Origin of the sequence: Cupriavidus sp. Met-2 (genome assembly GCF_049843575.1) — a bacterium.
GTDB lineage: Bacteria > Pseudomonadota > Gammaproteobacteria > Burkholderiales > Burkholderiaceae > Cupriavidus > Cupriavidus metallidurans.
Map to the genome: position 1 here is coordinate 285,363 of NZ_JBBHZL010000004.1, position 12,988 is coordinate 298,350.

15 protein-coding genes are annotated in these 12,988 nt (G+C 65.6%); 12 read left to right on the forward strand and 3 right to left on the reverse strand.

What is annotated here, in order from left to right:
* Nucleotides 1-255 precede the first annotated feature (255 nt).
* Genes WD006_RS11835 through WD006_RS11870 form a run of 8 tightly spaced genes read left to right on the forward strand, consistent with a single transcriptional unit; the run spans nt 256 to nt 6,686 of the window.
* Entirely contained in the window at nt 256-645 is a 390-nt protein-coding gene (locus tag WD006_RS11835) for a hypothetical protein (protein WP_029307300.1), read from the forward strand.
* Nucleotides 642-1,502 (forward strand): PilW family protein, encoded by an 861-nt coding sequence (locus WD006_RS11840; RefSeq protein ID WP_029307299.1) that lies wholly within the window; start codon nt 642-644, stop codon nt 1,500-1,502. The genes WD006_RS11835 and WD006_RS11840 overlap by 4 nt, the downstream gene beginning before the upstream one ends.
* Complete coding sequence (locus tag WD006_RS11845; protein WP_029307298.1) at nt 1,496-2,056, forward strand: pilus assembly protein; 561 nt, start codon at nt 1,496-1,498, stop codon at nt 2,054-2,056. The genes WD006_RS11840 and WD006_RS11845 overlap by 7 nt, the downstream gene beginning before the upstream one ends.
* The gene (locus WD006_RS11850) at nt 2,056-3,870 is read left to right on the forward strand and encodes a pilus assembly protein PilY (protein ID WP_375198939.1); all 1,815 of its coding nucleotides are present in this window, start codon (nt 2,056-2,058) and stop codon (nt 3,868-3,870) included. The genes WD006_RS11845 and WD006_RS11850 overlap by 1 nt, the downstream gene beginning before the upstream one ends.
* A complete protein-coding gene (locus WD006_RS11855) occupies nt 3,867-4,334 on the forward strand; it encodes a type IV pilin protein (RefSeq protein WP_375198940.1) in 468 nt (155 codons plus the stop codon). The genes WD006_RS11850 and WD006_RS11855 overlap by 4 nt, the downstream gene beginning before the upstream one ends.
* 1 nt (nt 4,335) lies before the next feature.
* Entirely contained in the window at nt 4,336-4,860 is a 525-nt protein-coding gene (locus WD006_RS11860; protein WP_011517260.1) for a GspH/FimT family protein, read from the forward strand.
* A 44-nt stretch (nt 4,861-4,904) separates the two neighbouring features.
* A complete protein-coding gene (gene ribD, locus WD006_RS11865) occupies nt 4,905-6,026 on the forward strand; it encodes a bifunctional diaminohydroxyphosphoribosylaminopyrimidine deaminase/5-amino-6-(5-phosphoribosylamino)uracil reductase RibD (RefSeq protein WP_017514438.1) in 1,122 nt (373 codons plus the stop codon).
* A 27-nt stretch (nt 6,027-6,053) separates the two neighbouring features.
* The gene (locus tag WD006_RS11870) at nt 6,054-6,686 is read left to right on the forward strand and encodes a riboflavin synthase (RefSeq protein ID WP_186424875.1); all 633 of its coding nucleotides are present in this window, start codon (nt 6,054-6,056) and stop codon (nt 6,684-6,686) included.
* Nucleotides 6,687-6,815: 129 nt separating this feature from the next.
* Here the strand turns inward: WD006_RS11870 and WD006_RS11875 are convergent, their stop codons facing one another.
* The 3 genes from WD006_RS11875 to WD006_RS11885 form a co-directional block, all read right to left on the reverse strand.
* Nucleotides 6,816-7,007 (reverse strand): YjfB family protein, encoded by a 192-nt coding sequence (locus tag WD006_RS11875; RefSeq protein WP_011517263.1) that lies wholly within the window; start codon nt 7,005-7,007, stop codon nt 6,816-6,818.
* A 129-nt stretch (nt 7,008-7,136) separates the two neighbouring features.
* Complete coding sequence (locus tag WD006_RS11880) at nt 7,137-7,985, reverse strand: alpha/beta fold hydrolase (RefSeq protein ID WP_375198941.1); 849 nt, start codon at nt 7,983-7,985, stop codon at nt 7,137-7,139.
* A 64-nt stretch (nt 7,986-8,049) separates the two neighbouring features.
* Entirely contained in the window at nt 8,050-9,084 is a 1,035-nt protein-coding gene (locus WD006_RS11885; protein WP_375198942.1) for a CaiB/BaiF CoA transferase family protein, read from the reverse strand.
* 236 nt (nt 9,085-9,320) lie between these two features.
* Between WD006_RS11885 and ribBA the strand changes: the two genes are divergently transcribed.
* The 4 genes from ribBA to WD006_RS11905 all read left to right on the forward strand — a co-directional run bounded on the left by ribBA (nt 9,321) and on the right by WD006_RS11905 (nt 12,895).
* Entirely contained in the window at nt 9,321-10,436 is a 1,116-nt protein-coding gene (ribBA, locus tag WD006_RS11890; RefSeq protein ID WP_011517266.1) for a bifunctional 3,4-dihydroxy-2-butanone-4-phosphate synthase/GTP cyclohydrolase II, read from the forward strand.
* Nucleotides 10,437-10,514: 78 nt separating this feature from the next.
* The gene (gene ribH / locus WD006_RS11895; protein WP_029307296.1) at nt 10,515-11,024 is read left to right on the forward strand and encodes a 6,7-dimethyl-8-ribityllumazine synthase; all 510 of its coding nucleotides are present in this window, start codon (nt 10,515-10,517) and stop codon (nt 11,022-11,024) included.
* A complete protein-coding gene (gene nusB / locus WD006_RS11900; protein ID WP_008642244.1) occupies nt 11,017-11,532 on the forward strand; it encodes a transcription antitermination factor NusB in 516 nt (171 codons plus the stop codon). Before ribH ends, nusB begins: the two co-directional genes overlap by 8 nt.
* A 181-nt stretch (nt 11,533-11,713) precedes the next feature.
* On the forward strand, nt 11,714-12,895 hold the full coding sequence (locus WD006_RS11905; RefSeq protein ID WP_011517268.1) for a pyridoxal phosphate-dependent aminotransferase: 1,182 nt from the start codon (nt 11,714-11,716) through the stop codon (nt 12,893-12,895).
* The last annotated feature ends 93 nt before the right edge of the window (nt 12,896-12,988 follow it).

Genomic DNA, 12,988 nt, shown 5'->3' on the forward strand with positions numbered 1-12,988 from the left:
TGATCACCACTTGCCGCTCTTGGCTAGAGACAGGCAAGCGAGCGCGCGTGCAAGTCCGCCTCATGGCGCGTGCGCAAACCCGGACCTCTAAAGCCCAACTTGCGTGATGCCACGCCCTTGGCGACTCTGGCACTCCCTCAGATGTTTCCGGGCTCGACTCGGAAACACACTGACACCAATCCTCCACAGCCAGACACGTCCTGACACCATCCCCGCCGTTATCGTGGCCTTCCGTTCTAATCGAACCGATACGCCATGGTTGCCCGCCTTCCCCCCCGTTCCCCTTCATTGACTTCGTGCCGAGGTCACGTTCTGTTCGAAGCATTGCTGAGCCTGGCCTTCATCGGCCTGGGCGCGATACCGCTGGGGATGCTCGGCACGGTCTCGCTGCGCTGGACCGCTGAACAGGAACGCCTGACCACCGCTCTGATGCGGGCCGCTGAACTGGCCGAAGCAAGTGCAATGGCATTGCAGCCACCCGGCAACGATGCGCTCCCGATCCCACTTTGCGGATTGCCCGAGCAGAAAGAGCGTTGCGTGCCAGACAAACGCCTCGCGATCGCAACCATCGAGAGCCGTTCTCCGACGGATGCAGCCGGAGTCGCCACCATGCCTACCCGGCTGGCATTGTGGGTCGCGCCATGAGGGCAAGATCGCAGCATCACGGCTTCACCTTGGTGGGCATGATGATCGGTGTCGCGCTTGGCACGATTGCAATGCTCGCTGCGCTGACCATGTGGCAAGTCATGCGGGACGCCTATGCCAGTGTGGCAGACGGGATCGAGATCGAAGAGCGCGGTCAGCGCGCATTGGCCATCATCGCCCATGCGATCCGGCATGCGGGCTGGATTCCCGCGCATGTTGCGCTGGAGCCCGCACACCCCGCCCCACAGGCGCCGCTTGAAGGCCGTGACGATTGTGGTGCGCCGTCGATCGACGACGGGATGGAATGTGGGCGACGCGGCGTCCGCGGCAGCGATGCACTGCTCGTGCGGTTTTCCGGCAGCGGTCGCGCAACCGATCCAAGCCTGGCCGACGGCACGATGACTGACTGCAGTGGCTACGCGCTGCCCGCAAGAACAGTTGGCGACGGCATCGCACCGCCGGCACACCATGCCGCGACCAACGTCTTCTATATCGGCAAGGGTAGCGACGGCGTTCCCCAGTTGCTGTGCCGTTACCCGCGCCGCAGCGACAACCGCGCGCAGGCACACGCCTACACATCCGGCACCCTTGTGCGCGGCGTCGAGTCGATGCAATTGCGTTTCGGCATGGTCGATGAGGGCGATGGCCAAGGCGAGAGTGAGCGCGTCTCCGCTCTGCTTGACGCTCAAGACGTGGCGCGACAGCGACAACTCGCCTGGCATCACGTGCGAGCGGTACAGGTCACGCTCGTCGTCCAGGGACAGCGCCCGACTGTCAGTCGCGCGCCGAGACAACGAACCCTCACCACGACTGTTCGTCTACGCAATCCGTCTCGATGCCGGGAAGCCCTATGCTGAACCTCCGCGCACATTCCGGTGCGGCGCTGCTGGCGTTCCTCTCCACCCTGCTGCTGATGATGGCTAGCATCGGCGCCGCCGCCGCGCACCTGCTGTTTGCCGGGCGAAGCATGACGAGCCAGTGGCTGGACCGCGAGATTGCATTCCGCGCGGCCGAGGTGGCGCTACTCGACGCGGAAGCGGATCTCATCGCCGCCATCGCGGAGGTCGGCGGCGAGCGACTGGCGTCATGGCCAACGCCCGGAACGTGTGGGACGGGAGCACAACGCGGACTGTGCATGGCCGATGGCGACATGACGGCATGGATGCCTTGGCTCAAGGGCAATTTGCCGGCAGATCTCGGCATCGATGCCGGTACGTTCACGGGTATCACCATGCCAATCCTGCCCGCCGATGTCATCGGAGCGACTACGGCACCTCGTTACGTGATCGAACCCCTTGAGGATCGAACTGGCCTGACAGCCGACGCCTGGCCGCGCTTTCGCATCACGGCGTTGGGCTTTGGGCGCGACACCGGCGTCCGAGCACTGCTCCAGACGGAGTTCCAGCCGTGATGCACCATCGCACATGCTTCGGCGGCATCGTCATCCTGGTACTTTGGCTGAGCATGACCGCCCCCAGCCATGGCTCCACGACCGGTCAGCTTCCGCTCAGCTATCGCATCTCGGCAGGCAGTTTTCCATGGACCGGCCGGCTCCATGCAGTCGTCTTCCGCACCGCGCGCATCCACACTTCCACCGTGCTCACGAAATGGGAGGCGGGCGCCGAGCTCGACTGGCGCGATACCGCTTCGCGCAGGCTATACCTCGGTGGCGATCACCTTGTGCCACTCCATTGGCACACCATTGACGCCGACGCCCAGGCAGTACTTCGCACCCCCGAGCCCAGTGGCAATGGCACGAGGCGACTTGCATGGTTGCGAGGCGACAGGACGGACGCCACACTTCGCCCGCGCGACACGCGATTGGCCAGCGGCGCCGGCGCCCGCGTGCGCGTTGTGGCAGCCCCAGCCTGGCTGCCGATGCAACCGGGACACGCCCAATTTCGCCTGCGTCACGCAAGCCGCCCGGTCACCGTCTGGATCGGTACGCGCGACGGCATCGTGCATGGCTTCGATGCCGTGACCGGCAAGGAGCTTGCAGGATTCCTCCCGCGCGCCGCGCTAGCTGGTTCCGCCGCCCTCACCGTACCGGGTGGCGCCATGCCCGTGGCGCCTTGCCCGCGCCCGGACAGCATCGACGCGGATCCATCCGGAGTCTGGCGGACGCTGTTGTTGTGCGGCATCCCGTCGACGGACAGGCAGCCGGCCGCCGTGTTCGCCCTGGATGTCTCGTCACCGGAAAGCGAAGCGCCGATCCGGCTGCTCTGGGAGATTCCTGCTTCCGAGACGTTGCCATTGACAGGCCAGGGCCCGATACGCGCACTCATGTGGATCGAACACGGCGCACGTCGCTGGGCCGCGCTGACCATTGTCACCGCGGCGCCGGAAGCCAGCTCACCTGCCGGGATTGCCTTGCTGCCGCTTGACCGGCCCATCGTGAATGGACTCCCATCCGGCACAGTGCCAAGGCTATATCTGCCCTCGACCGGATGCGGTGCCGACACCACCGGGACCCGGCTGCTCGCAGCCAGCGTACTTGCCAACGCAAGTGGCCACGCTCGTGCCGCATACGTCGTCGACGACACGGGCAGACTTTGGCGATTCGGACTCGATCACCTTGGCGCGACGCAGCAGGCGGAGCCAGCACGATGCCTGCATCGTCAGCGCGGAAGTGCCACCGCCGAGGCACCAATCGTCATGCATCCGTCCAGCGGACCGCTCGTCATCTACGCGGGCGGTGGCGAGCTTTCCGCAATTCCCGATGGGCGCGGTCCGCGCGGCACCCCCTCACGGATCGACGCCAGCGTGTCAGGCGATGGCGTGATCTTCCGAACGGGCCAGCCCCAATTGGACACCGGCGCGAATGGCTGGACTCTTGCACTCCCCCATCCTGGGGAATCGATCACGACGCTGGACGACGTTGGCCCTGCGCATCTGAGCTTCACCACGCTAACACCCGACGGGCGCACTCGTAGCTACCTGATCGAAGCGGCCAGCGGAGAGTCGGTCATGCAGACGGCCCCGGACGGTACGCTCGTGCGCGCCGTAACCGGTGTGCCGTTCGATGACCGGTTCGGCACGCCAATCGCCGTGGCATCGCCAACCTCGAACGGCGGGCCGGTCGTGCCCGGCAGCTCGACCTTCGACACATTCGAACTCGGCATCTGGCAGGTCGACGGCAGCACCGCGCATCTCGCGCAGAACACGCACTATCGGCGCCGGCGCGGACGCCTTGGCTGGCGCGAACTGATCCGGACCGAGCCATGAACCTCGCTCAACTTAGAAGCATCAGTGGCCACCAGACCGGCTTCAGTCTTGCCGAACTACTGGTGACCCTGCTGATCGGCGCGATCCTGTCGACGCTGGCGATGCCCGCATGGCGACATCATCTGGAACGCGCGTGGCGCGTACAGGCACGGGCCGAGCTGGTTTCCGCGATGCTCTCACTCGAGCGGCACGCCCTGCTCACCACCTCGTTCGCCAGCACACCGGGCGCGGCGACACCAGCCGGCCAGTGGCCGCGTCCCGTACCGCCCCCACCAGCCCACACGCGCCACTGGCTGACTGCCACAAGCTGTGCCGGACTCGATCTGTCGCGTTGTGTGGAGATACGCGCCACCCCAGTGCATGTGGACAAAGCGTGTGGCACGCTGGTCCTGCGCAGCAATGGCGAGTGGCTCTCCATGCCCACGGCGGACGCCGCCGCCATTCCGTTGCCTTGGGAGTGCTGACATGCGAACCACAGGCCACGCGTCCCGAAACGCCAAACGCGGCGCCACCTTGCCCGAACTGCTGATCTCGTTGGCCATCAGCGCGATCCTGGCCATCGCCGCGTGGCCGGTGCTTCGCAACCTGACTGCGGAGCAGACGGTGGCCCATGCTGCGGACCGGCTGGCCGCGTCACTGGCGCTGGCACGCACAATCGCGGCCAGTCGCCGCGTTGAAGTGCGTATCGGCCCCCTGGCAGGCGCCCACACGCTGGATGGCGGCTGGCAGTTGGACAGTGACATGGAGCCTTCGCTCGCGGTCGTCAGAGCCAGCGATCCGTGCCTGCGGATCACGCTCCGCAGCACGGCGGGCCCTGCGGGCGCACAAAGCCTGCGCTTGACACCTGTGGGATACTCACGGTCTGAGCAAGGCGGCTTTCTGGCCGCCACGTTCCAGTTGCGCTGCCACCGCGCGCAGCGTCAGGTCCGGCTCGGTGCCCAGGGGCGCATCCGGATCTGCCGGCCCGGCATCGATGTCGATTGCGACTGACCGGAGCGGATTCCCGACAAACCCTTTGGCCAGAATCCCACGCCATGTTTTCCGCCGCTGACTACACCGCCATGGAACAGGCCCTCGCGCTCGCCGCGCGTGGCATGTTCACCACCACGCCGAACCCTCGTGTCGGCTGCGTGCTGATGAAGGACGGATTGGTCATCGGGGAAGGCTACACGCAACCGGCCGGCCAGGATCATGCCGAGATCCAGGCCATGAAGGACGCGATCTCGCGCGGCCATGATCCCGCTGGCGCCACCGCCTACGTCACGCTGGAACCGTGCAGCCACTTCGGCCGCACACCACCATGTGCCGACGCGCTGGTGCGCGCTGGTATCGCGCGCGTGGTCGCTGCCATGGAAGATCCGAATCCCACCGTATCCGGCCGTGGCCTGCAGCGCTTGCGCGACGCGGGCATCGACGTCCGCTGCGGGTTACTGGAAAAGGAAGCGCGGGATCTCAATATCGGCTTTATCTCGCGCATGACGCGCGGACTTCCCTGGGTGCGCGTCAAGGTAGCTGCATCCCTCGACGGCGGCACTGCGCTGCACGATGGTACAAGCCAGTGGATCACCGGCCAGCCCGCACGCGACGACGGGCACGCCTGGCGCGCCCGGGCCTGCGCCATCCTGACCGGTATTGGCACCGTCCGCGACGACAATCCGGCACTGACTGTGCGTGCCATCCCGACGCCGCGGCAGCCGCAGCGCGTGCTTGTCGACTCACGGCTTGAAGTGCCGCTCGACGCGCAGATCCTCAACCGCGATACCGGCGACTTCGCCAAGCCCGTGCTGGTCTTCTGTGCCATCGAAGACAAGGCCCGCCAGCGCGCGCTCGAGGCACGTGGCGTCGAAGTCGTGGTACTGCCCAATCCGCATGGCAAGGTGGAACTGCGCCGCATGCTGGAAGAACTCGCGCGGCGAGGCATCAACGAACTTCACGTGGAAGCGGGTTTCAAGCTCAATGGCTCACTGATCCGCGAAGGCTGCGCGGACGAACTGCTGGTCTACCTGGCGCCGAAGCTGCTTGGCGACGCGCAGGGCATGTTCAACCTGCCGCCGCTGTCGAAGCTTGAGGACGCGACCGAATTCCGCTGGCACGAAGTGCGCCAGATTGGCGACGATCTGCGCCTTATCGCGCGCCGCGCCGATACCCAACACTGAACAAACACACACATCGAAGAGGCAAGCATGTTTACTGGCATCGTGGCGGCGGTTGGCCGCATCGAATCCGTCTCACCGCTCGGTGACGTCAACGCAGGCGTGCGCCTGCGCGTGGCGGCCGGCGATCTCGACCTGTCCGACGTCGGCATCGGCGACAGTATCGCCATCCAGGGCGCGTGCATGACCGTGGTTACGCTGGGCGCGGGCCAATTCGACGTCGACGTCTCACGCGAGTCGCTCGACAAGACCGTCGGCCTCGACCAGCCAGGCCGCGTCAATCTGGAAAAGGCGCTGCGTCTGGCCGACCGCCTGGGCGGGCACCTGGTGTCGGGTCACGTGGACGGACTTGGCGAGGTCGTTCGCTTTGCACCGGTGGGCGAATCGCATGAGCTCCGTATCCGCGCGCCGCGCGAGCTGGGCCGCTATCTGGCCTACAAGGGTTCGGTGGTGGTCAACGGCGTGTCGCTGACCGTCAACAGCGTCAGCGATGAAGCCGACGGCTGCGTGTTCTCGATCAACCTGATTCCGCATACCGTGGAAGTCACCACGCTCAACGAGCTGGCACCGGGCAAGCGCGTGAACCTCGAGATCGACCTGATCGCCCGGTACGTGGAACGAATGCTGTCGGCATCCGCCGACGCGGGACAACCGCTGGTCTGACAATCGATGGCGCCGGTAGCTGCCGGCGCCTCCTCCCGGCGCCCACCCGACGTCCACCGACGCAATGCAGAACGGCCACTGGCAATTCGATTGCCAGTGGCCGTTCGCTCTTGCTGCGCTGCGTGAGGCTCAGACCTTGATGTCGATGTTCTGACCCAGATGCGGCGGATTGCTGCCAGCCGATCCAACACCGGGCATGGATTGCAGCAGTTGGGCCACGCCCTGCGACTGCAGGTCGAGCGTCTTGCGTAGCATCGTGAGGCCTACGGGATCACTACCTGGGTCTGAGGCGTTCAGCGAACTGACGATGGAATTGATCATTGGGTTCTGCCTGATTCAAGTTTGACAAGTGCGGCACGGCAGGCGCGAACACTTGCGCCATTCAGTCGCATCCATGTTGTCGGCAGAATTCCGGCATGACTTGAGCGCGGGTCTATGAGCGCGGGCCTTTTACTCGTCGCCCTTCTCGCCCACCGTCTCCGCAGCCTTGCGCGTGGCAATCCAGTCGCCAATCGCCCGCATGACCACCTGTTCGCGTCCCACGAAGCCGTGCTGGGAGAACGCCTCGCAAGGCTCTCCACGCGCCCCCTTCGACCCCAGCACCGTGATCAATGGAATGTTTCCACGCCGGGCCACGATACTCCGGTACTGCGTCAGCGGACACGGGTCATCCTGATGGTGGACAAACAACTGATCGACATGCGTCGCCGTCCAGTCGAAGTTCCACATCGGCAGGCCGTGCGCATTGCGATTGCGGCCTGCGCGTGGGTCAGTAATAGTGGACGTGTGCACCGCGCCGTCGATGCGGCCATCGAGCTTGCGCGCCAGGAAGGCGCTCGACACGGTGCCATAGCTCGTGCCGATCAGGTAGACCTTGCCAATGCCAAGGTCCGCCTTGAGCTTGTCGATCGCCGCGCCTACGTCGACCGCATACTGGTCCGACGTCCGGTAGTCGTCATCGCAGTTGCTCCAGCGGTCCTTCGGGCAGTCGACCATCACCGTCATCACCTGATCGCTCACCAGATGCCGGCGCGCGCGCACCAGGAAGTTGCCGCGAAGCTGATAGACCGGCGCCCCGTTCTGGACTTCGACCCGCAATACGCCGGGATAGCCCGGAAACAGCAGCGCCGCCGTCGAAGGACTGGAGCCGGGCTTTTTGCTGACCACCAGACTCAGCTCGGTGCCTCGCGGCAGGCTTACCGTCGTGACGCTCTCCTCGAGCGCGGCTTCCTGCGCCATCGTGCGAGGACTCAGGAAGACACCCAGACACAGCGCGACGATCGTCATTACGTATCTCATGTTCTCCCCCTCTCCGCTCAGTGCGCTCAGTGCGCTCGATGCGCTCGGTGCGCATTCGCTCCGGTCAGGCCGCCCCTGACGGCGCAAACCTCGGCGCGCCCGCCACGTCCAGCGCCCCATCCTCCTGGGCGATGAACACGCCGCGCGCCACATTGTGTGGGTGCCGCGCCGCTTCCGCGATGCTCAGCACCGGCGCATAGCAAACGTCAGTGCCGCCAAGCAGCGCGTCCCAGTGCGCGCGCGGCTCGCTCGCGAAGAGCCTGGTGAAACGCTGCTTCAACGCGGGCCAGGCCGCGTGGTCATACTGCGCGGCGGGATCGACGTCGGTCATGCCGAGCCGCTCCAGCAACAACGCATAGAACTGCGGCTCCAGCGCGCCGATCGTGATGAATCCACCGTCGGCACAGCCATACACATCATAGAACGGCGATTGATGGAACGGGCTGGGTGTGGGGCCATCGAGCTGGCCGTTATTGCGCACCCACACCGCGATGCTGCCGAGCATCGCCACCATGTCGACGATGGCGCCATCGACCACACGCCCGCGCCCCGAGGCACGGGCGTCAAGCAGGGCGCAGACGATACCGAACGCCAGCCCCAGCGCGCCGCCCGCATCGCCGACCACGGTGGGCGGGATCATCGGCGCCTCGCCCGGGCGGGCCGACAGCGACAACATGCCCGTCAGCGCCACATAGTTGAGGTCGTGTCCGGCGGTCTGCGCGAGCGGGCCGGACTGGCCCCACCCCGTCATGCGCCCATAGACCAGCTTCGGATTACGGGCGGCGCAGTCGGCCGGGCCCAGGCCCAGCCGTTCCATCACACCCGGACGGTTACCTTCGATCAAGCCATCGGCGCCGTCCACCAACCGCATTGCCTCGGCCAGATCGTCAGGCTGTTTCAGATCGAGTGGCACGATGACCTTGCCGCGCCGCAGCGGGCTGGGCTTGTCACCACCTAGCTGGTCGGCCACGGCCACCCGCTGGCGCCGCGCGATGACTGTCACCTGCGCCCCCATGTCGGCCAGCATCCGGCCCGCCAGCGGCCCGGGGCCGATTCCTTCAAATTCGACAATGCGGATGCCCTGCAGCGGCGGTGTCATGCGCGATCTCCTTAGATGGCAAAAGTCATGGCTTCATGATATGGCGCTTTGCGCACACCGGTGCAACCGGGACCAACCCGGATGCGGTGGCGCCGCGGCGCCCGGGGTCGGAGCGGGCCAGTCATGCACGGCTTGGCGTACAATAGCGGCCTTGATTTCGCCGGCATCGTCGCATCCCGCCGCCGGCCCTGCCCGCCAAAAAGCATCCCGCTCGCCATTCATACGTCGCCCCAATCATGACTATCTCTCGTATCGAAGACATCATTGCCGACATTCGTGCCGGCCGCATGGTCATCCTTGTGGACGAGGAAGATCGTGAAAACGAGGGCGACCTTGTCCTGGCGGCCGATTTCGTGACGCCGGAAGCGATCAACTTCATGGCCAAGTACGGCCGCGGCCTGATCTGCCTGACGCTGACCGCCGAACGCTGCCGCCAACTTGAGCTGTATCCGATGGTGTCACGCAACGGCACTGTGCATGGCACCAACTTCACGGTATCCATCGAAGCCGCCGAAGGCGTGACCACCGGCATCTCGGCAGCCGACCGTTCCCGCACTGTCCAGGCCGCCGTGGCCCGTGACGCCCGCGCGAGCGACCTGGTGCAGCCCGGTCACATCTTCCCGCTGACAGCCCAGCCTGGCGGCGTGCTGATCCGCGCCGGCCATACCGAGGCTGGCTGCGACCTTGGCACCCTGGCTGGCCTGACGCCCGCCGCGGTGATCTGCGAAATCATGAAGGACGACGGTACGATGGCCCGGCTGCCGGACCTGATCGAGTTCGCGCGCGAGCACGACCTCAAGATCGGAACGATCGCCGACCTGATCCACTACCGCAGCCGCACCGAAAGCATCATCGAACGGGTGGGCGAGCGCGACATGCAAACGCCGTGGGGCACGTTCCACAGCGTGCTGTATCGCGACAAGCCGTCCGGCCGCGCCCATGTGGCGTTGGTCAAGGGCAAGCCCCAGCCGGACCGCGAGACACTGGTGCGTGTGCACGAGCCGTTGTCGGTGCTCGACCTGCTGGAAGCCGGCCACACCACCCATTCGTGGAGCCTGCCCGCCGCGCTCGAAGTGCTGCATGGCGCCGAACATGGCGTGATGGTGCTGCTGAACTGCGGCGACTCGCCGGAAATGCTGTTCGAGCAGTTCGCCGCGCTGGATGCTCCGGAGAACCGTCCGCGCCGCAAGCCGGACCTGCGCACCTACGGCGTGGGCGCGCAGATCCTGCGCGACATCGGCGTGGGCAAGATGCGCGTGCTGGGTTCGCCGCAGAAGATGCCGAGCATGACCGGTTACGAACTCGAGATCGTTGGCTGCCAGCCGATGAGCGGCGAGTCGAATCGCGGCTGACCGGGAACGGATCGTACCGATTGACCCGGCAGCGGCGCATCCGCGCGGCTGCCTGACCGAATCACTGGAGAAATAACAATGGATCACGGCTTCTACGAGAGCAACCTCGACGGTGAAGGCCTGCGTATCGGCATCGTGCAGGCGCGTTTCAACGAGCCCGTCTGCGACGAACTGCGCGAGGCCTGCATGGCGGAACTGCAAAAGCTGGGCGTCGAAGGTGAAGACACGCTGCTGGTGACCGTGCCGGGCGCACTGGAAGTGCCGCTGGCGCTGCAGAAAATGGCCGAAAGCGGCCAGTTCGACGCGCTGGTCGCGCTGGGCGCGGTGGTGCGTGGCGAAACGTATCACTTCGAGCTGGTCTCGAATGAATCCGGCGCCGGTATCACCCGCGTGGGCCTCGATTTCAACGTGCCCATCGCCAACGGCATCCTGACCGTCGACACCGACGCCCAGGCCCATGCCCGCACCCGCGAGAAGGGCCGCGATTGCGCCCGCGCCGCAGTGGAAATGGCCAACCTGGTGGTCGCGCTCGATTCGCTGCGCGAGCATGGCGCAGAAGACGCAGAAGACGAGGAAGATGATGAGTGACGCGCCCGACACCGGCGACAAGGGCGAGGCAGCCGGCAAGCCGGCTGGCGCCAAGCCCCGCACCGAGCCGAAGGCACCGCCGAAGAGCGCGCGTCGCCGTTCGCGCGAGCTGGCCTTGCAGGGCCTGTACCAGTGGCTGCTGAATCGCAACGATATCGGTGCCATCCAGGCTCATCTGCACGATGCCCAAGGCTTTAACAAGGCCGACCGCGAGCACTTCGACGCCCTGCTGGGTGGCGCCGTGCGCGAGGAAGCACGTCTGACGGCGGCCTTCGAGCCGTTCCTGGACCGCACGGTCGACGAACTGTCGCCGGTCGAGCGCGCCGCGCTGCTGGTTGGCAGCTACGAACTCGTGCACTGCCTGGACATTCCGTACAAGGTCGTGATCAACGAAGCTGTCGAACTGACCAAGACCTTCGGCGGCGTGGAAGGCTACAAGTACGTCAACGGCGTGCTCGACAAGCTGGCCGCGCAGGTGCGGGCGCCAGAAGTATCAGCTCGACGTTAATTCGCGCATTTAAAACAGATGTTGCATTTCGGTGCGCGGCATTCGAATATGCTCAGCACCGGCAAAACACCCGCCCCGGCGGGTGTTTTCGTTTGGTCACCCGATGTTCGGCGGGCGCAACCGATGACGATGCGCCATGCCATCCCTTCTCTGACTCTCTGACGGGCCAGTCCCGATTGCCATGGATCTTCAGCGCCTTGCCACCGCTTCCCGCCTCGCCAACATCGACGCCTTCCACGTGATGGAGTTGGCCAAGCAGGCCGCCGAACTCGAACGCGCCGGGCGCCACATCATCCATATGGGTATCGGCGAGCCCGACTTCACGGCTGCCGCGCCGGTCATTCACGCTGCCGAAGCCGCGATGCGCCGCGGTGTCACCCAGTACACGGGCGCGCTTGGCATCCACGCGCTGCGTGAAGCCATCGCTGGCTACTACAAGACGTCCTATGGAATCGATGTCCCGGCCCGACGCGTGATTGTCACGGCCGGCGCCTCGGGCGCGCTGTTGCTGGCCTGCGCCGTACTCGTCGAGATCGGCGCCGAGGTGTTGATGCCGGACCCAAGCTACCCCTGCAACCGGCATTTCGTGGCGGCATTCGATGGCCACGCGAAGATGATCCCGAGCGGCCCGGAAGAACGTTTCCAGCTCACGGCGGCCCAGGTGATCGAGCACTGGGGCGAGAACACGCGGGGCGTGCTGTTGGCATCGCCGTCGAACCCGACCGGCACGTCGATCCTGCCCGACGAACTCAAGGCCATCCTGGCCGAGGTCCGCAAGCGTCAGGGCTTCGCAATCCTCGACGAGATTTACCAGGGGCTGTCGTACGACGCACCGCCGGTCTCGGCGCTCTCGCTCGACGACAACGTCGTGACCGTTAACAGCTTTTCGAAGTACTTCAACATGACCGGCTGGCGCCTGGGCTGGCTCGTGGTGCCCGACTCGCTGGTGCCGGCATTCGAGAAGGTGGCCCAAAACCTGTTCATCTGTGCGTCGGCCGTGGCCCAGCACGCCGCGCTGGCCTGCTTCACGCCCGAAGCACTGGCGATCTATGACGAGCGCAAGGCGGAATTCCGCCGCCGCCGCGATGCCATCGTCCCTGCGCTCGAAGCACTCGGTCTGCGCGTGCCGGTCAAGCCAGACGGCGCGTTCTACGTCTACGCCAACTGCCGCCACGTCAATCATCCCGCTGCCGGCAACGCCGACCGTCTGACACAGGCCATCCTGCACGATGCCGGCGTGGTCATGGTGCCTGGCACGGACTTCGGCCCGCATACCGCCAACGACTACATCCGGATTTCATACGCGACGTCCATGCAGAACATCGAGGAGGCGATGCAGCGATTGCATCATTTCCTGCGGTAGTGGTAGCGCCTGCGCGGATTGCCTGGGTTGCTCACCTTTTCACAGGCATCAAACGAAAAAGGCACCCCAAGGGGTGCCTTTTTCATGAGCGAC

Excerpts from the sequence above, each read along its gene's own strand:
- WD006_RS11840 (WP_029307299.1), top strand. The coding sequence starts at position 642 with ATGAGGGCAAGATCGCAGCATCACGGCTTCACCTTGGTGGGCATGATG.
- WD006_RS11905 (WP_011517268.1), top strand. The coding sequence starts at position 11,714 with ATGGATCTTCAGCGCCTTGCCACCGCTTCCCGCCTCGCCAACATCGAC.
- ribD (WP_017514438.1), top strand. The coding sequence starts at position 4,905 with ATGTTTTCCGCCGCTGACTACACCGCCATGGAACAGGCCCTCGCGCTC.
- WD006_RS11885 (WP_375198942.1), bottom strand. The coding sequence starts at position 9,084 with ATGACACCGCCGCTGCAGGGCATCCGCATTGTCGAATTTGAAGGAATC.
- WD006_RS11835 (WP_029307300.1), top strand. The coding sequence starts at position 256 with ATGGTTGCCCGCCTTCCCCCCCGTTCCCCTTCATTGACTTCGTGCCGA.
- WD006_RS11845 (WP_029307298.1), top strand. The coding sequence starts at position 1,496 with ATGCTGAACCTCCGCGCACATTCCGGTGCGGCGCTGCTGGCGTTCCTC.
- WD006_RS11855 (WP_375198940.1), top strand. The coding sequence starts at position 3,867 with ATGAACCTCGCTCAACTTAGAAGCATCAGTGGCCACCAGACCGGCTTC.
- WD006_RS11860 (WP_011517260.1), top strand. The coding sequence starts at position 4,336 with ATGCGAACCACAGGCCACGCGTCCCGAAACGCCAAACGCGGCGCCACC.
- WD006_RS11850 (WP_375198939.1), top strand. The coding sequence starts at position 2,056 with ATGCACCATCGCACATGCTTCGGCGGCATCGTCATCCTGGTACTTTGG.
- nusB (WP_008642244.1), top strand. The coding sequence starts at position 11,017 with ATGAGTGACGCGCCCGACACCGGCGACAAGGGCGAGGCAGCCGGCAAG.
- WD006_RS11870 (WP_186424875.1), top strand. The coding sequence starts at position 6,054 with ATGTTTACTGGCATCGTGGCGGCGGTTGGCCGCATCGAATCCGTCTCA.
- WD006_RS11875 (WP_011517263.1), bottom strand. The coding sequence starts at position 7,007 with ATGATCAATTCCATCGTCAGTTCGCTGAACGCCTCAGACCCAGGTAGT.
- ribBA (WP_011517266.1), top strand. The coding sequence starts at position 9,321 with ATGACTATCTCTCGTATCGAAGACATCATTGCCGACATTCGTGCCGGC.
- ribH (WP_029307296.1), top strand. The coding sequence starts at position 10,515 with ATGGATCACGGCTTCTACGAGAGCAACCTCGACGGTGAAGGCCTGCGT.
- WD006_RS11880 (WP_375198941.1), bottom strand. The coding sequence starts at position 7,985 with ATGAGATACGTAATGACGATCGTCGCGCTGTGTCTGGGTGTCTTCCTG.